The sequence below is a fragment of the Desulforamulus aeronauticus DSM 10349 genome, from assembly GCF_900142375.1.
GTDB lineage: Bacteria > Bacillota > Desulfotomaculia > Desulfotomaculales > Desulfotomaculaceae > Desulfotomaculum > Desulfotomaculum aeronauticum.
Genome location: NZ_FRAR01000012.1, coordinates 126280 through 144006 on the forward strand (window position 1 = coordinate 126280; position 17727 = coordinate 144006).

Below are 17727 nucleotides of genomic sequence, written 5' to 3' on the forward strand. Positions count from 1 at the left end.
GGAGCAATGGCTGTGCCATTTAAGGAAAGCAATAACCCGTTACTAGCAAAATATCAAACACCCCATCAGACGCCGCCCTTTACTAAAATTAAAACTGAACATTTTATTCCCGCCATCAAGCAAGCCATTGCCGAGGGAAATCTTGAAATAAAAAGGATTGTAAGTAACTCGGCTCCAGCCACCTTTGCTAACACCATTGAGGAACTGGAACGGAGTGGGCGCTCCCTGTCTCAGATTACCGGCATCTTGTTTTGGCTAAACAGTACCGAAAGCACGCCGGCTTTGCAGGCAGTGATAAAGGAAGCCACTCCCCTGTTGACAAGGTATGCCAATGATATTGCTTTAAATGAACAGCTCTTTGCCAGGGTTAAAGATGTTTATCAAGGATGCGATCGCAGTAAGCTTACTACCGAGCAGAGAACTCTGCTGGATAATACCTATCAACAATTTGCCCGCAGTGGTGTTAGCTTGCAGCCACAACAAAAGGAAAGATATCGGGAGATAACCAATAGGCTATCCGAACTGTCATTGTCCTTTGAACAAAATGTTCTGGCAGAGACCAATGATTATCAATTGCACATTACCGATAAAAAAGAACTCCAGGGACTGCCGGATACAGCCATTGCAGCCGCGGCAGAGGCAGCCAAGGCCAAAAAGCTTACCGGTTGGGTATTTACCTTACAGGAGCCCAGCTTTATTGCCTTTATCAAATATGCAGACAACCGTGAACTACGGGCTCAGCTGTATAAAGCTTATAACTCCAAAGGTTTTCGGGGGAATCAAAGGGATAATGGAAAAATTATTAAGGAAATAGCGAATCTCCGACTGGAGCTGGCCAAACTTTTGGGGTATTCTACTTTCGCACAGTATGTTTTGGAAGAAAGAATGGCGGAGAAGCCAACTACGGTTAACGATTTTCAAGAAAAACTATATACCGCCCTGTTGCCTGCCGCCCAGGAAGATTTAGCGGAATTACAAAGGTTTGCCAAGCAGGCCGGGGCGAAGGATGAGCTACAAGCCTACGATTGGGCCTACTATGCAGAAAAGCTTAAAAAGGAAAAGTATGCTGTCAGTGAAGAGGCTTTGCGTCCCTATTTTAAGCTAGAGAATGTTCAACAGGGGATTTTTAAGCTGGCGGGCAAACTCTATGGTTTAACATTTGTGAAGAATACTCAAATTCCGGTCTATCAGACAGATGTAACGGCCTACGAAGTTTTTGATGCTAATCAGAGGTTGCTAGGGATTTTATATTTAGATCTTTTTCCGCGTGTTGGTAAAGCCGGAGGCGCTTGGAGTGGAGCGTTAGTAACCCAGGAGAAAATGAAAGGTTTGGCTGTTCGGCCTCAGGTAGGTGTAGCCTGTAACTTCAGCAGGCCTACGGCTACTTCGCCTGCCTTGCTGACCTTGACGGAGGTAACCACGTTCTTACATGAATTTGGCCATGCCCTCCATAATTTACTCTCCGATGTTACCTATGCCCAGTTGGCCGGGACCAATGTAGAGTGGGATTTTGTAGAGCTTCCTTCTCAGTTTATGGAAAATTATGCTTATGAACGGGAATTCCTAGACTTATTTGCAGTTCATTACCAAAGTGGGAAAAAGATTCCTCAGGAGTTACTGGTAAAAATTAAAGAAATGAGATCATTTCACAGTGCTTTTGGCAAGTTAAGTCAGTTACGCAGTGGTATGGTGGATATGGCTTGGCATAGCATAACTTCTCCGGTTAGCGAGCCGGTAGATGTCTTTGAGAATAAAGCAAACCGTCACCCGGGGCTACTGAAGCCTGTGGAAGGAACTCTTCTGAGTACCCGTTTTACACACATTTTCTCGGGTGGCTATGCCGCGGGCTATTATAGTTATTTATGGGCGGAAGTTTTAGAAGCGGATGCTTTTAAAGCCTTTCAGGAAAAGGGAGTGTGCAACAAAGATACCGCCCGGGCCTTTCGGGAATGTATCCTCTCTAAGGGTGGAACAGAAAGACCTATGGTATTATATAAAAAATTCCGGGGTAGGGAAGCCACCCTGGATGCACTGTTGGAAAAATACCATAGTAAGAGTTAAAAAAGTAAGCCCAGGGGGGTCTTCCCCTGGGCTTACCATTAGGTTACCAATGTAATGGCACGAGAATGCCATATCGAATAGCTAAACGCCACAAAATAACTTTTTTCATAAATAAAATACTGTCTTGAACCTGATAACAGTCTTGCAACGCTTGATTTAAGCTGACCAAATTTAAGACCTCGGAGGAAATATCTTTTTCTTGAGGTGCCTTTAGTTTATAATAACATCCCGTTATTCCCGGCTGGTACGGTTTATAACTCTCAATCTGCAATCCCAACTGTTTTAGTTCTTGGAGGTAACGATAAATATTACGCTCACTAACGCCGCAGGCTAGAGCCATTTGCTGAACCGTGACACCCTCTTGCCCGTGTTTTTTGAGCAAGCGTAAAATCAACCGCAGATTATTGGTGCGATTTTTTTTGCGGATCTTTTCCCTTGTATCAACCACTTCCATCAAACTCAAAGGATCTCCCCCCTTAAGCAATCAGAAATTTGAACCTAATTAAAAACCAGCGCCAAAGACAGAAGGCCTTAGTAAGCGCTGGTGAATTAAATACCAAGATACCTAAGATACCTTCGCATTTAGCCCTACGGTCGCAGATTTATGAATTGGTCAAATCCCGCAGAGAACGTAACCAATGGTATTTTGAAGAGTAAAGGGGGGATAGTCAGCACAAAATGCTGACTACCCCCCCTGATAGTCCAAAATCCGTTGAACAACGCTACACGTTTCAACCCGACTTTTAAAATATCCAGTTATCTAAAGCTTATTCTAACACAAATATTGTCACTACAACAATAGGTTTTTTATCGATTCGATGCAGGTAAACGTAGGGAAGAATAAATTAGTGTCAAGCATTTTGCGAAAAATGATTAATTTTAACCAAAATTCCGGCAAAATGCGTTTTTTTAATGTCTTGGGGCAGACAAAAAGTTACTTGGGCTGTTTGAATTTATTTGAGTGATGATAAAATTGCTATTTTTCACTCGTGATAATGAAAAAACATTGCCAACAAAATAGCTATTTGCTACATTTCCTGTAATGCGACAAGATGTGACACTATTCACACGCTGGGTGATGGGGAAGAAGAATGAACAGGAAAGTGGTTTTGGACTAATCAATTAGCGTCTATTACGAAATGAAAATAAGGGGGGAGAACGGAGAGTACTTGCAATGTTTTATGTGATTCTGTTGTAAGCACCTTTTTTATCAGTAGAAGAATGGAAAATGAAACAAAAAGTAATATTACCGTAAGCACATTCTAATACTACAAACAGTTAGCAGAAAGGGGTTGCCCAATGAGAGTAATGTACGAGGCCCTGATGAGTGCTTCCAGGGCACACGCAAAATGGGAATTAGAAATGTCAAATAATATTATTCGTAGCAGAAAGCATCTTTTAATCCTGGCTGTGATGCTGCTGCCTTTAATTATTCCGGCCATTGGACAAGCTGCTGATTTACCCGGCTTTATTGGTGGCAAAAATGCCTATGGGCCTTCTCACTTTACACCAGTGATGTTTTACGGTTCTATGGTTGTGGGAGTCTGTGCAGGTCTAATTACTGGGTGTATTGGTGCTGGAGGGGGCTTTATTATTACCCCGGCCTTAATGAGTTTAGGAGTGAAAGGAATCCTGGCAGTGGGTACTGACCAGTTCCATATATTTGCCAAGGCCATTATGGGTACCGTGATTCATAAGAAGCTAGGGAACGTCAATGTTGCGCTAGCGGTGGCTTTTTTGGTAGGGTCCGGGGTAGGTGTTACGGCAGGTGGTACTTTGAACAGAGCCTTGTTTAATGCCAACCCTGTCCTTAGTGATTTTATGATTAGTGCAGTGTATGTTATTATGTTAGGTTTTCTCGGCGTATACTCCATGCATGATTTTATTAAGTCGAGAGGTAGTGATAAACAAGGGGATGTCCACGGTGGCCCCAGCGGGGTAACTCCCCTAGCCCAAAAATTGCAGAGTATTAACCTGGCACCCATGATTACCTTCGATGAAGACTTAACTCCCGGTGGCCGGAAGATCTCCGGGTGGTTTGTAGCCTTCTGCGGTTGCGTCGTAGGTTTTGCCGCAGCTATTATGGGTGTGGGTGGTGGCTTCTTAACCTTCCCGATGTTTGTCTACGGCTTAGGGGTTTCATCCTTTACCACCGTTGGTACCGATATCCTACAGATTATCTTTACGGCAGGCTATAGCTCCATTGCCCAGTATGCCATCTATGGTTACATTTTCTATACCTTGGCCATGGGTATGTTGGTTGGCTCTTTGTTGGGTATCCAAATTGGAGCAGCTACTACCAAGGTAGTCCCCGGCATCTATATTCGTGGTTTTTACGCCATTGCCATTATGGCAGGTTTTGTGAACAGACTTTTTGCACTACCGGAAAAGATGTCATCAATGGGTTATATCTCCTTGAGTTCCTCTACCGGTGCACTTCTGGCCAGTATTGGTACCTGGATTTTCTTTGCCTTGGTCTTTATTTTTGCAGGTTGGATTATCCTTGCCTTCATTAAGGGGATACCTACCCTAAGGGCGGAATCCGCGGCTGTAAATCCGGAAGGAGGGAGCCATTAAATGATTAGAGATCGTAAAGCATTTATCCTGGGAATGCTAATGATAGTTTCATTCTGGTGCATCTATGCCTATATGATGAGCCCGTCCTTTGGTAATGGCAGAAATGGCTTGGAGTTTGCCGATGATATGTTTAATGCTATTTCCAAAGGTTCCACCGTTGCCATTGTAGAAGGGGAGGCCAAGAAAGCCGAAAAATGGCAGGGAACTACCATAGAAGTAAATATTAAAGCCAAAACTACAGAAGAAGCAGACCGATGGGCGGCCCAATATCGAACTATTGAAGGTGTTGATGTGGTTGTTAACCAAGAGAAAATGGAACTAAAGGGTGATTTGGGCAATATTTATGCGACCATTGCCCAAGATAGCCTGGCCATGTACAACAACCAGGGTGGTGCTTTGCAGGATAAGTACGGTAACGACCCTAGAGAAGTCACCTATAACTGGTATAGCTCCAGTAAAGAACTATCTGCGGCATTGGATAGGCAAGAGAATTTTAAAGAATCTGCTGCCATACAGGGTCTGCAAAGAAAGATTATTGAACCCTCCTACAATTACTATGGTGTAGAAACTATGCATGTAAAGGACCATAAAGGAGTCATGACTTTCATGCTGGTATTCTATATGATTTACACCCTATGGTACGGTTTTGCCATCTACTATCTGTGTCAGGGTTTCGGCATTACCATGAGCAAACAGGCTAAAAAGGCTGAAGCATAAAAAGCAGTAAAATAAGAAAGAAAGGTTGGTCTGTTGGGCCAGCCTTTCTTTCTTTATAAATAGAGGTTATAGTAAAATAGGTTCTATGAAAAAGAGAAAAAGAGGTTGCCCATGAAAGGACAAATAGTATTTATTACCGATGGTTCACCATCGGCTGAGACAGCGGGTGAAACGGCTATCGCATTTGCCATAGCCATGAAGCTGCCCATTAAAGCGGTATTTATTCTTGAAGAAAGCTGGAGAAACCTGCTGGGCGATGAATGGATGAGTGCTGCAGCTACACGCAGTAAGTTTTTCCATTGGCTTGAAGATGGGCTGAGGAATCACTGGCAAGTGGTTCTCAGTGAATTTTCCCGCCTGGGTCAGGCTCATAACGTAGAAGTAGCAACGGATATCCGGGTTGGCAAAACTGAACAGGTCATCATAGAATTAACAGAGGAGGCGGCAACCGCTTTATTGGTGTTGCCTAATCCGCATGCCACTGCTCCGGCAGCGGCAGCGGGGCTTAGGTTTAATGTAAACCGTTTAACGAAAAAGGTGAAATGCCCGATTTTACTTGGGGCAAGGTAGGATAAAGGCGTTTACTCCAGCGCCACGACTTTTCTTTTGGCCATTCTGCCAGAGATGAGCACCCCACCTATCACTACCAGCATCAATAGGTATTTAATACCGGGGTTTGCAGCAAAAAAACCTGCCCAAAAAGGTTCCTCGACGATCATCTTAGCCGCAGTAAAGGCGATGACGCCGGAGCCAATGAAGATAATTACCGGGAAACGTTCAATCCATTTTAGGACCAGGGTGCTGCCCCAAACCATGATGGGAACGCTAATGAGTAACCCCAGTACTACCAACAAAAAACTGCCATGAGCAGAACCTGCAACAGCCAAAACATTATCTAAACCCATCACAGCATCGGCGATGATAATGGTGCGAATGGCCGCCCAACGGTTATCAGCCACCCTTAGCTGGTGTTCTTTCTCTTCTACCAGCAGTTTATAGGCAATCCAGATTAGGAGCAATCCCCCTACTAATAGAAGACCCGGAACCTTTAGCAACCATACCACAGCCAGGGTGGCTAAGGCTCTAATGGCAATGGCCCCGATGGTACCCCAAACAATAACCTGTTTTTGGTCCTTCTTAGGACAGTTTCTGGCAGCAAGCCCAATCACAATGGCGTTATCGCCGGCTAGTACAAGGTCTATAATGATGATAGACAACAAGGCGGAGAAAAATTGTGCAGAAAATAATTCCATAAACAGTCCCCCATTCTAGATTATTATTTACCAAAAAATAAAAACAACCCTTGCCAAGAGTTAGGCAAAGGTTGTTAAAAATAGAAAAAGACCTTTACCTAAGTAAAGGTCTTGCTAACAACGAATTGTTGTTGCCAACAAAGCCGGGGCGAACCCGTCATGACGACTTTGCTGTTAAAGCTACTCCCCTTTAACAAAAGTATAGAAAAAAGGCTACTCTCTGTCAAGTAATTTCTTAAATGTCAGTTTCAAGATAGTTTGAGAAAAGGTCTATAGACAGTAGCTATATAATGCAAAGCAATGATAGAAAAACCAACTCAATGTGGGCTTACAAACCATACAACATTATAAAAATTAGTGGGCAAAGGAAGTGTCAAAATGACCTTAACAAATGAGCAGGTAATAGAGCGGGCAAAACAACATGGACTGGTAGTAAGAGTGGATTCCTTGAAAAACAATGAGTCAGGTCTTGATTTTCAAGTGGTGTTTGTGACGGATATTCAAGGAGAAAAATGGGTTCTGCGTATACCGAGAAGGGATGATGTGCTTTCAAGGGCAAAGAAAGAAAAGAACATTCTCGATCTTGTGGGTTCAAGGATACCTGTCCAAGTACCCCAATGGACAATTTTTTCCGAGGAGCTAATTGCTTATAAAATGCTAAAGGGAATACCTGCTGGAACCATTGATCCGGAAGCAAAGGCGTATATCTGGGAAATAGATGATAAAAATGTGCCTGATGTTTATCATCTATCACTTGGCAGTGCTATGGCTGGATTGCACAGTATAAATCATACAGATACTAAAAAAGCTGGCTTTGATACGAAGAGCCCAGAGGAATTAATACCCCACATGAAGGAGAGAATGGATAAAATCAAAGCCGCATATGGAGTTAGTGAGGAACTTTGGGATCGTTGGCAAAAGTGGCTAGCTAATGATGGACTTTGGCCCCAAAAGACAGCGTTTATCCACGGGGATCTCCATCCCGGTCATATCCTTATAGATGAGGATGCTCGTGTTACGGGACTTATTGACTGGACAGAGGCGCATATTGATGATCCGGCTAATGATTTTGTTGTTCATTTAAATGCTTTTGGAGAGGCTGCTTTGAAAAGGTTAATAAAGGAATATCAAAAGGCTGGTGGGTATGTGTGGCCTTCTATGTTTGAGCATATTGTGGAGCTGGCAGCGGCATATCCAGTTGCTATTGCGGAGTTTGCGGTGATATCTGGTATAAAAGAGTATGAAATTTATGCTAAACAAGCACTTGGGGTAGAAAGGTAACTCAGATAATAAATGTAAAACAGCGTCCATGTCAATGTGGATGCTGTTTTCTATTTAAAACCCCAATTTAGAACAAACCAACCATCTTTACTAATTCTCTGACGGTTGCTTTAAAAACTCCATATCAATGCGCCGGATAGTATTTTTTTCAAGCTCAGAAATACTGAATTGAATATTTTCATAAATAACCCTTTGACCCTGTTCCGGCATCTTGTGAGATTCTTCGATAAACCAACCGCCCAGGGTAAATACTCCCTTTGCCTCTAAAGCAAGATCAAACTCCACGTTAAAATCAGCAATGGGCATTCTGGCGTCCAAAGAGTATCTGCCATCCCCTAAGTTTTCAATGGCATTCCGTTCTTCATCATGTTCGTCTTGAATTTCTCCGACAATTTCTTCCAAAATATCCTCAATGGTTAGCAACCCGGATGTGCCACCGTATTCGTCTTCCACAATAGCCATTTGCAAATGCTTTCTTTGCATCCTTTTTAAGATTTCATCAATGGGTGTCAGTTCAGTAACCACTATTGGTTGGCGTAGGGATTGCTTAAGAAAGCTCTCCATACTAAGCAACGTTAAATCCTTTAGACCACTAAAGCATAAATCCTTAGTATTAATGAAGCCAATAATCCGATCCTTATCTCCATCGCATACCGGATAACGGGCATACTTTTCCTCGGTGATTGTTTTCAAATTATCCTGCCAGGGTAAATTTGTATAGAGGCAAGTCATATCCGTCCGGGGAACCATCACCTCACCAGCTACCCGGTCGGCAAAGTGCAGAGAATTTCTTGCTAACTGTAATTCTGTTTGACTAATTTCTCCACCTTCATGACTTTGTAATAAAATCATTCTAATTTCCTCTTCTGAGTGAATTGGCTGGTGTTCAGACATGGCATGTAAGCCCATCAGCTTAATAACCTGTCGGGCGGAACCGTTTAACAACCAAATGGCTGGATACGCTATTTTATAAAATAGAATGAGGGACGGTGAGAGTGTGAGGGTAACCTGTTCTGCCCGCTGAATGGCTAGGGTCTTTGGGGCCAGTTCACCAACAACTACATGTAAAAAGGATATAGTAGCAAAACCAATGACAAAGGAGATGCCCTCAGCCACTGCCGTTGGCAGCCCAAAATATTGAATAACAGGATTGATTAGATTGGCTACTGCCGGTTTGCCAATCCAGCCTAGGGCCAAAGCTGTAAGGGTAATACCCAATTGGCAGGCAGAAAGGTAGCCATCCAGATTATGAATAATCTTTTTGGCAGCTACGGCCTTTTTATTACCATCATGAATCAATTGTTCAATGCGAGAGTCCCGTACTTTGACGATGGCAAACTCCGCAGCAACAAAAAAACCGCTCGCGGCAATCAGGAGAAATACCCAAAATAGGTTCAGGAGCGTCATCCCAATCTCAGTCCTTTCTAAAACTAGACGATTTTTATTGTGCCTCAGAGAGCTCTTTTCTATGAAAAGGGTTTAAAGTAGTTCTTTGAACTTGCAAAAATGATTGGTTCAGTCCATAATTAATCTGTTTGAATTTTGCAAGGAGGTGTGCAGTATGAAGCAGTATGATGTAATCGTGGTGGGGGCTGGCCCTGCCGGTATTTTCACCTGCTATGAGCTTGCTACTACAGCCCCGCAGCTTAAGGTGCTGCTAATAGATAAAGGGAAGGACATTTACAAGCGTGTTTGCCCTATTTTGCAAAAGAAATTGGCGAAATGTCCACCGCCCACGGTAAAAAAAGATTTTGCAGGTTGTCTGCCGGCCTGTTCCATTACAAATGGTTTTGGCGGAGCCGGAGCCTATTCTGATGGTAAATTTAATATTACTACGGAATTTGGGGGCTGGATGACAGATTACCTGCCGCCCTCCGAAGTACTGGAACTGATCAAATATGTGGATGGTATCAACATTAGGCATGGTGCTAATTCTCCGACCACCGATCCTTTAACCCCGGCTGTCAAAGATATTGAAAGAAGAGGCCTGGGGGCAGGGTTGAAACTTTTGCGAGCCCAAGTACGTCACTTAGGGACCGAACAAAACTTAGAAATTTTAAAAAATATTTTTGAGTTTCTTAAGGAACGTGTAGATATGGTTTTTGGCAGTGAAGTAGCGGATTTGCTGACAACTGCCAAGGGTGACCAATATGCTGTCGAGGGTATTATCACGAACCAAGGGGAAGAGTTTTTAGCCAAGAAAATCGTTGTGGTTCCCGGTAGAGATGGTTCTGAATGGCTGTCCGGGGTACTTCGTAAGCGCGGCTTAGAGATGATTAACAACCAGGTGGATGTAGGGGTTCGTGTGGAAACCCTGGATGCCATCATGGAAGAAATTAATGAACATCTGTATGAAGGGAAATTCATTTATCGTACCTCGGTGGGTACCACAGTAAGAACCTTTTGCAGTAACCCCTCTGGCTACGTGGTGATTGAAAACCACAGCGGGGTGATGCTGGCGAACGGTCATGCTTATAAAGATAAAAGCCTGGGTAGTAATAACACCAACTTTGCTCTGCTGGTATCGCACAACTTTTCTTATCCCTTTAATAAACCCATTGAATATGCCAAGTCTATTTCCAGGCTGGCCAACGATTTGTCCAATGGCAGTGTGTTGGTTCAAAGATATGGTGATTTGAAAAAGGGTTGGCGGTCTACCCACAAGCGCCTGCGGGTAGGTTTTGTGGAACCTACGCTGAAAGAAGCGGAACCGGGCGATCTCAGTCTGGTGCTGCCTTATAACACAATGAAGAGTATTATGGAAATGATTGAAGCCTTAGATAAAGTAACACCGGGCATCGCTTCGGAGCATACCCTGCTGTATGGGGTGGAGGCGAAGTTTTACTCAGCCCGACCTAAGCTAAGTGATAAATTTGAGACGGAAATATCCGGCTTATACACTGGTGGTGATGGTGCCGGTATCACCCGAGGACTGGCCCAAGCCGGGGCCTGTGGCGTAGCTATTGCCAGGGATATCATAGAAAAAGTGAATTAGGATTACAAATTAACCACCCCTTGTTTTTCACAGGAGGTGGTTTTTTACAAAGATATCTGCCGTTGGTTACTTCTCATATAGTTAATAGTATAAAATATAAAAATAACCTTGATAAAATAGCGGATTGTGAATATAATTGCCGGGACAATAACATGTAGAAAGGAATACTATGCAATTTAATATTGAAAATTCATTAGGTTTTCTTGTGAACCGGACCAACAAAAAAATGAAAAATGAATTTCTACAGAATCTAAAGCCTTACGATGTTACCCCAGAACAATGGGCTTTGCTAAACCGTCTTTGGGAGGAGGAAGGGATTTCTTCGAAGGAGCTGGCTGAATTAACCTGTAAAGATCAGCCTAACATTGCCCGCATTTTAGATAAATTAGAAAAGAAAGAGTTGATCTTTCGTCGCCCTAACCCCAGTGACAATCGCTCTTTCTTGCTTTATTTGACCGATCGGGGCAGGGAGCTGGAAGAAAAATTAATCCCTCTGGCTCTTTCCACTTTGGAAAAAGCCTTAGAGGGTATCGAAAAAGAGCAGGTGGAGGAATTAAAACTATTACTCAATCGGATTTATGCCAATTTGGAGTAACTTTTAAAGGAGAAGGTATTCTTTTCTTTTTTAAAATTTACCTAAGAATTGGGCAATTAAGATGCCAATACCCAGAATCCAAACATAAATTGAGAATATTTTTAGGGAACCTGTTTGCAAAATCTTTAGCATCCATTTAACAGCCACATAACCTGAGATAGCGGCGGCTATGGTTCCCACCAGCAGTGGAATAAAGCCGATGGATTCTGCCTGACCGCCAGCCAGCTTGGCAGTTTGCAAGACCACTGCTCCTAAGATCGCCGGCAGGGAAACTAGGAAAGAGAAACGGGCCGCTGCCTGTTTATTGATGCCTCGAAATAAAGCACCCGCTATGGTCAGACCGGAGCGAGAAATGGCGGGCAAAATGGCTGCCCCTTGTAAAGTACCTACTATTAAGGCATCCTTAAAGGATATTTGATCCATATGTTTGGTGCCCTTTTGTTTCATATTGTCAGCCACCCAGAGAATAACCCCGGTCACCAGGAATTCCCAGCCTACTGTTACACCGGTTTTGGAAATCTCTTCAAAGAAATCCTCAAAGGTCAAACCAATGATGGCGGTGGGAATGGTAGCGGCTACCACCAGTAAGGATAGTTTACTAAAGGGTCGCCGAATCATATAAACAATATCCTGCCAAAAAACTACCACCACTGCCAACAGGGTTCCCAGGTGCAGCATGGTATCCAGAAATAATCCGGCTTCAGAAAGCCCCATTAGCTTTCTGCCTAACAACAAATGTCCGGTACTGCTAATAGGGAGAAACTCAGTAAATCCCTGGACAATACCCAAAATTAACGATTTTACGATATCTTCCATAAGTCACCTCGGTTTCATATATATCCAGACAACAAGCTTATTATAACAAACCAAAATATTTTGTGTATAGCAAAACTACGGAATTTTATGGATAGTGAATGGTAAAAATTGCTTATTTTGTGATAAAATATAGAAAGGGATAGTACCTAAGGGGAGGTAGACGTTTGGGAGACCTACGGGGAGTACCCAATATTGGTAAAATTCTTGAAGAAAAACTAATTGAGGTGGGTATTGATAGCCCGCAGGAATTGAAAAGAGTAGGCAGTCGAGAGGCGTTTCGCCGGATGAATTTACAAGGCCGAGATGGTTGTATTAATAAGTTATATGCCCTGGAAGGAGCAGTACAGGGTGTCCGATGGCATTATTTATCAGCTGAAGTTAAAAAAAGTTTACAAGAATTTTTAACTACGATAAAAAATAAACATATTTAAAAAGGAATTGAAATGGGTTTTTAAGATTTAAAGAGCGTTGCCAGGTGGGCAAGGCTCTTTAAATCTTAAAATATCAGATAAAAAAATAACAGGAGCACGGGCTGATGAATGAGGTAAATTAGTAAAGAATGCTTACCAAGGGTAGACAATAGGCTGTATCTAGGTCTAAAATAAAACAGACTTTTTTTATCGTGGTAGAGAATTTGTCCCCAGGCCACCCCATAGAGGAATAAACCAAACCAAGGCATTAATGGATAATAATCCACGGAAACGAAATCTTCTGCTGGCAGGCCCAGAGGGGCCAACCAGTTGTTACTTATGGTGATATTATCCAGGGCAATACCAGCCAGGATAATGACAGTACCCTCAAAAAGAAGTAATAGAGGCTTTTGCCGCTTAAACAAGGGATAAAGGAGAATACTGGCCCCGAGAAAATGAAGTATGCCAAAGATGATATTTGACCCTGGGACAGTGATGGCGGTAGCAAGGGTAATGACCATACCCCAAAGAAGTAGCTTGATGCCCCGTTTTATATTACTTCTACTTAAGGAACTGCTAATGCCGGCAATAATAATAAATAAAGTCGCGGCAGCCTTACCGATATAATAAACAAGACCCTGGTCGTACTGAATCGGTACCTGATAAAATGCATTTAGATCATAAATAAAGTGAAATATTACCATTAGCAAGATGGCTACACCACGTAAAAAATCAAGTTCCCATATACGAACTCTGGAAGATTTCATTGGACAGATCCTTTTAAACAGAGTAGAGACTACATTAAACAACTTGCTGCCATTGGTTTATTTTACCGCACACCCGTTGTTAGATCAAATGGCAGAATGAACACTTCCCGGAATGGGAAGGCGAGTTTACGGGAATTTCTAAGACAATAGTTTAGATAAACATAAGGAGCGGATAGTGGTTACTACGACAGATATTGTGGTTTTAGGAGCAGGCTACGGCGGTATTCGAGCTGCCCAGCAGTTGAGCAAGTACTTAACGGGCCGCCAGGATATTCGCATCGTGTTAATTAACCGGCAGTCCTATCATACGCTGATGACGCAACTGTATGAACCGGCTGTAGGTACTAAACAATGCAAAGATATTATAGTGCCTCTGCAAGAATTTTTGTCCGAAGAGAAGGTGTCCTTCATAGAGGGCACAGTGACAGCGATTGATATAGCAAAACGGCAGATTTTTTTAGAGGGAGAAGCTGCCCCAATTTCCTTTGCTTATCTGGTAGTTGCTTTAGGCAGCAGGACGGAGTATTTTGGGATCGAAGGGCTACAGGAATATAGCCGCAGCCTAAACGACATTCAGAGTGCTAAGGGGATTTTTAAACGGGTACAAGATATTTTATCAGATGGTACCTCTACACCAACCTTTGTGATTGGTGGCGGGGGACTTACCGGTGTGGAGTTTGCTGGTGAACTGGCAGATTATTTGAAAAGGGCGCGGGGTGAGCAAGGGGCTAAAAGCAAAGTGCTTCTTATTGAGTCAGCGAACCAACTGCTCCCTGGAATGTCCGAGGGAACTTGCCGGTATGCCAAAAGAACCCTGGAGAAATTGGGGGTAGAGGTGCTAACCGGCGTGTTGGTGAAAAAGGTAACCGATGATGCGGTGTATTTGTCTTCGGGTAAAATCATTCCCTACTCCCTGCTAATGTGGGCCGGTGGTATTAGTGGTAATTCCGTATTAAAAGATTCGGGACTACAAACAGACCCGCGGGGTAGGCTTCTGGTAAACCAATTCCTTCAATATGTGGGGGAGCCCCGTGTCTATGGGGTAGGTGACAGTGCGTTGGTAAAGGACCCTGCTACGGACCGCCCGATATTACCGACCGCTCAGGCGGCGCTGCAGCACGGGGCAGCAGCAGCTTACAATATTTACGCCGAGATTACCGGATTACCCAAAAGAATTTACCAGCCTAGCTTTATCCTTTTGTGTATTACCATTGGTAAGAAGCAGGGGTTTGGTGAAAGTGAAAGCTTTAAAATCAAGGGGGCACCAGCAGCCTGCATAAAGAAGCTGATACCCCATAAATATTTCTATACGCTGGGAGGATTTAAACTCCTAAGGAAACGTCTATTAAAATAGCCATTGGCCATTGGCCGTTGGCTTTTGGCTTTTTAGACCAATGGCCTCTTACTGCATTAACAACCACTTTTAGGATCACTCATCAGGGTTGATGTAGGTGTTACCGTCCAGCGGGAGCAATAACTGCAACCCAGGTGTACATCCTACCAGTCCTACCAAATAGGCTGTGAAGAACTTTCCTGCTGTTAGGTTTTGGTTGGGCACTGTAAGCATCACTTCATCGGAGCTTGCTAGCTTTAACTGCAGTGTATAGGTGCCAGGGTCTATTGCCAGGTAGTCTGTCACCTCCCGATAACCTACGTTATTAAATAAGCGGAAGTTGTTAAGGATGACATCTACATTGGCTGTGAAGGGGGACAAATGAGCAAAACGTAACTTTAATTGGCCGGGGGGGATACTTTCTTTAGGGTCTGGGATTAACTGCAGTGCCAGATCCTGCAATCTGCCTACCAGAGCTAAAGTGGCAATGGTTTGAGGAGGGATAGTAATATCAGCGGTGGTAAATGGGTTAGTTCTGTTGCCTGCCGGATAGACCCTAACGTTATAGGTTCCCGGTGCCACCTCGAGGTAGTCTGTAAAATTTCGGTATGAGAGGTTTTGGGCCAATAACATATCATTGGCCAGCACATCCACAGCTGGTGCATCTGGAGATGCATTGAGGATGCGAATATTAGACATGGTATCACACCTTTCCCTATGCTAAGAAATAGTAATGTGTTCCTTTTATAGCATATGATTGATAGGGATTTAGTGATTCACTGAATCCGTTTTTTGCATATCGAAAAGTATACAGCTTCCCTTGGACAAATAAAAAGCTGCAGGCTTATTTCAGCCTGAAGCTTTTCATTCCCGGAGATGGTGTTTATCCACTATGAATAAGGCCTAAGATGGGAAACTAAAGTTGGATAACGGCTTTGTTGTTTCTGATGGCGAAAACAAAGATAGCATACATAAAGGGTAGGAGAAAGGCAACAATTGTCATTACAACAGCATGGGGAGTATATTTTTTAAACAGGGTATAGGTTACAATAATATAAAAGAGGAGGTAAAGTACGCCTGCTATGGTTGTAAGGAACGGGATCCCGGTCAAAATGCCATAAATAACTGGTGCAAGCAACAATACCCACTCCAGGTGTGGCACAACCCAACTACCAATCTTTACCTCCTTGACGACTTTTCCCAGTATATAATACTGCACAATGGGAATGAAGGCTAGCCAACTGTTCTCTACATTGGCCCGCTGGGCCAATTTGTAAAGTCCGTAACTGAACAATAAGTAGAGGCCGCCCAGAGCGAAAAAGGTAACCACCAAGGTAATACCACTGATCGCCAAGAGCATCCCCAGGATTCCAACCGCGGACATAGACATCTTCCTTTCGACAAAATAAATTCCCTACTCCGGGATAAACCCATAGGCCTTTATTTTCCAGAATATGTTTAAAGAGGTCATCTTGACCCTGTAAATAGAACAAAATAAAATCAAATCAAAGGTTAAAAAGCGGGTGAGTATTTTGAATCATTTTTATTTAGGCGTGTTGCTGGTATTTCTTTCTGCAGCCGGGTTTGGCTTAATTCCCATTTTTGCTTTGTATGCCTACGGGGGAGGGGCTTCGGTAACCACCCTGTTATTTGGTCGGTTTGCCTTGGCGGCGATTTTCTTCTTAAGTTACCTACTTTATAAAGAAAGAAAAATTTCCGTTCAGCGATCCCAATTGAAGTATCTCTTTCTAATGGGCGGAGTTATCTATACTTTGCAATCATATCTTTATCTTTCGTCAGTTAAATATATTCCAGCCTCACTGGCGGTGTTGGTGTTTTATATTTACCCGGTCTTTGTAGCGGTGCTCTCTTCTTTCCTGGATAAAGAGGAGTTGCATAAAAAGATTATCTTTTCTATTGTTTTATCACTAGTAGGTCTTACACTGGTGTTGGGTATTTCCTTTGGTGATATCAACCTCACCGGAGTAATGCTGGCGTTTGGAGCAGGGTTGGTATATTCCGCCTATTTAGTGCTGGGAAACAGGGTCGTTAAAGAAACGTCGGCAATGGTAACCAGTGCCTTCGTTTGTTTGTCTGCTGCCACTTCTATATTCGTAATCGGGATTTCCACGGGAGCTTTGGACTTTAACCTCACCAGGGAGGCTTGGCTGGCCATACTGGGGGTAGCCTTGTGTTGTACTGTGCTAGCCATTTTTACCCTCTTCCGTGGTATTGAATTGATCGGGTCCACCAAGGCGTCCATTTTAAGTATGATTGAACCACTGATTACCATCGGGTTTTCTGCAGCGTTGTTTAACGAACGACTATCTCTCCTGCAGATGATGGGAGGGGTTGCAGTTTTGGCAGGGGCAGTGCTGGTAATCTCCGCCAGGGACAGGAGTGAAACAACAACTAAGTCAGTCTCACCGGCTAAAGGGGCAAAAATCCAAAAGTATAAAAACTTCTAATTTGCCTAAAGGTAAAAGCAGCCTCCGCCAAGTCTTAGTGAACCGAACCAGAGTAAATAGACACGGAAAAGAAAAGCAAATCGTAGAATATTTTTGATTTACACCGCCTGGCTCCGTTTTTCAAACGGGGTCAGGCGGTATTTTAACTGAAACGCTCAAAGTTATAAAAATGGATATAATCATCAATCAATAATTGTGCCTGTTCAAAAGTTTGCACTCTCTGACGGGAAATGCATTCTGTTTTAAGGAACGAAAAGAAATTCTCAGCTAAAGCGTTGTCATAAGGATTTCCACGCCTTGACATGGACGGCGTAATGCCGTATCTTTGGGTCAGGTCAAAATATGCTTGTGAGGTATATTGAAACCCTTGGTCGCTGTGGAGGTGCAACTCCCCGGCGACCGTTTCTTTTTCTACAGCGGAACGTACAGTGTCCAGAACCAACGCCACGGTCTG

Annotated in this window: 18 protein-coding genes; 10 read left to right on the forward strand and 8 right to left on the reverse strand. The window is 43.3% G+C overall.

Going from position 1 to position 17727, the window contains the following annotated elements; translation table 11 throughout:
• Positions 1 to 12: 12 nt before the first annotated feature.
• Positions 13 to 2061, forward strand: a complete 2049-nt coding sequence (locus BUA78_RS08390) for a M3 family metallopeptidase (RefSeq protein WP_207650491.1) — start codon at positions 13 to 15, stop codon at positions 2059 to 2061.
• A 43-nt stretch (positions 2062 to 2104) separates the two neighbouring features.
• Here BUA78_RS08390 and BUA78_RS08395 read toward each other — a convergent pair whose 3' ends face one another.
• The gene (locus tag BUA78_RS08395; RefSeq protein ID WP_238456767.1) at positions 2105 to 2515 is read right to left on the reverse strand and encodes an HTH domain-containing protein; all 411 of its coding nucleotides are present in this window, start codon (positions 2513 to 2515) and stop codon (positions 2105 to 2107) included.
• 845 nt (positions 2516 to 3360) lie between these two features.
• Here BUA78_RS08395 and BUA78_RS08400 point away from each other — a divergent pair.
• From BUA78_RS08400 to BUA78_RS08410, 3 genes are all read left to right on the forward strand, one after another.
• Positions 3361 to 4638, forward strand: coding sequence for a sulfite exporter TauE/SafE family protein (locus BUA78_RS08400; protein ID WP_072913157.1), 1278 nt, complete (start codon positions 3361 to 3363; stop codon positions 4636 to 4638).
• Positions 4639 to 5355 (forward strand): hypothetical protein, encoded by a 717-nt coding sequence (locus tag BUA78_RS08405; protein WP_072913160.1) that lies wholly within the window; start codon positions 4639 to 4641, stop codon positions 5353 to 5355.
• 111 nt (positions 5356 to 5466) lie between these two features.
• A complete protein-coding gene (locus BUA78_RS08410) occupies positions 5467 to 5925 on the forward strand; it encodes a universal stress protein (protein WP_072913163.1) in 459 nt (152 codons plus the stop codon).
• Positions 5926 to 5936: 11 nt separating this feature from the next.
• Here the strand turns inward: BUA78_RS08410 and BUA78_RS08415 are convergent, their stop codons facing one another.
• Entirely contained in the window at positions 5937 to 6608 is a 672-nt protein-coding gene (locus tag BUA78_RS08415) for a TerC family protein (protein WP_072913165.1), read from the reverse strand.
• Positions 6609 to 6986: 378 nt separating this feature from the next.
• Here BUA78_RS08415 and BUA78_RS08420 point away from each other — a divergent pair, with 378 nt between their 5' ends.
• Complete coding sequence (locus BUA78_RS08420; protein WP_072913168.1) at positions 6987 to 7889, forward strand: macrolide 2'-phosphotransferase; 903 nt, start codon at positions 6987 to 6989, stop codon at positions 7887 to 7889.
• A 90-nt stretch (positions 7890 to 7979) separates the two neighbouring features.
• Here the strand turns inward: BUA78_RS08420 and BUA78_RS08425 are convergent, their stop codons facing one another.
• Positions 7980 to 9296 (reverse strand): hemolysin family protein, encoded by a 1317-nt coding sequence (locus tag BUA78_RS08425; protein ID WP_072913171.1) that lies wholly within the window; start codon positions 9294 to 9296, stop codon positions 7980 to 7982.
• Between the two features lie 154 nt (positions 9297 to 9450).
• On the opposite strand from BUA78_RS08425, the gene BUA78_RS08430 reads away from it, so the two are divergent.
• A complete protein-coding gene (locus BUA78_RS08430; protein WP_072913173.1) occupies positions 9451 to 10884 on the forward strand; it encodes an NAD(P)/FAD-dependent oxidoreductase in 1434 nt (477 codons plus the stop codon).
• 169 nt (positions 10885 to 11053) lie between these two features.
• Positions 11054 to 11479 carry a MarR family winged helix-turn-helix transcriptional regulator gene (locus BUA78_RS08435; RefSeq protein ID WP_072913176.1) on the forward strand — a complete coding sequence of 142 codons (426 nt, stop codon included), beginning with the start codon at positions 11054 to 11056 and terminating at the stop codon, positions 11477 to 11479.
• A gap of 30 nt (positions 11480 to 11509) precedes the next feature.
• Here BUA78_RS08435 and BUA78_RS08440 read toward each other — a convergent pair whose 3' ends face one another.
• Positions 11510 to 12295 (reverse strand): undecaprenyl-diphosphate phosphatase, encoded by a 786-nt coding sequence (locus tag BUA78_RS08440; RefSeq protein ID WP_072913179.1) that lies wholly within the window; start codon positions 12293 to 12295, stop codon positions 11510 to 11512.
• Positions 12296 to 12459: 164 nt separating this feature from the next.
• Between BUA78_RS08440 and BUA78_RS08445 the strand changes: the two genes are divergently transcribed.
• Positions 12460 to 12726 carry a TfoX/Sxy family protein gene (locus tag BUA78_RS08445; RefSeq protein WP_072913182.1) on the forward strand — a complete coding sequence of 89 codons (267 nt, stop codon included), beginning with the start codon at positions 12460 to 12462 and terminating at the stop codon, positions 12724 to 12726.
• 65 nt (positions 12727 to 12791) lie between these two features.
• Here BUA78_RS08445 and BUA78_RS08450 read toward each other — a convergent pair whose 3' ends face one another.
• On the reverse strand, positions 12792 to 13472 hold the full coding sequence (locus tag BUA78_RS08450) for a heparan-alpha-glucosaminide N-acetyltransferase (protein ID WP_072913185.1): 681 nt from the start codon (positions 13470 to 13472) through the stop codon (positions 12792 to 12794).
• 175 nt (positions 13473 to 13647) lie between these two features.
• Here BUA78_RS08450 and BUA78_RS08455 point away from each other — a divergent pair, with 175 nt between their 5' ends.
• Positions 13648 to 14826, forward strand: a complete 1179-nt coding sequence (locus tag BUA78_RS08455) for an NAD(P)/FAD-dependent oxidoreductase (protein WP_072913188.1) — start codon at positions 13648 to 13650, stop codon at positions 14824 to 14826.
• Between the two features lie 75 nt (positions 14827 to 14901).
• Here BUA78_RS08455 and BUA78_RS08460 read toward each other — a convergent pair whose 3' ends face one another.
• Both BUA78_RS08460 and BUA78_RS08465 read right to left on the reverse strand, forming a co-directional pair.
• Positions 14902 to 15504 (reverse strand): DUF4397 domain-containing protein, encoded by a 603-nt coding sequence (locus tag BUA78_RS08460; protein ID WP_072913190.1) that lies wholly within the window; start codon positions 15502 to 15504, stop codon positions 14902 to 14904.
• A 217-nt stretch (positions 15505 to 15721) separates the two neighbouring features.
• Positions 15722 to 16189, reverse strand: coding sequence for a hypothetical protein (locus BUA78_RS08465; protein ID WP_072913193.1), 468 nt, complete (start codon positions 16187 to 16189; stop codon positions 15722 to 15724).
• Positions 16190 to 16337: 148 nt separating this feature from the next.
• Here BUA78_RS08465 and BUA78_RS08470 point away from each other — a divergent pair, with 148 nt between their 5' ends.
• On the forward strand, positions 16338 to 17273 hold the full coding sequence (locus BUA78_RS08470; protein ID WP_072913196.1) for a DMT family transporter: 936 nt from the start codon (positions 16338 to 16340) through the stop codon (positions 17271 to 17273).
• Positions 17274 to 17415: 142 nt separating this feature from the next.
• Here BUA78_RS08470 and BUA78_RS08475 read toward each other — a convergent pair.
• On the reverse strand, positions 17416 to 17727 hold a 312-nt coding region (locus tag BUA78_RS08475), incomplete at its 5' end, for an integrase core domain-containing protein (protein ID WP_139257298.1).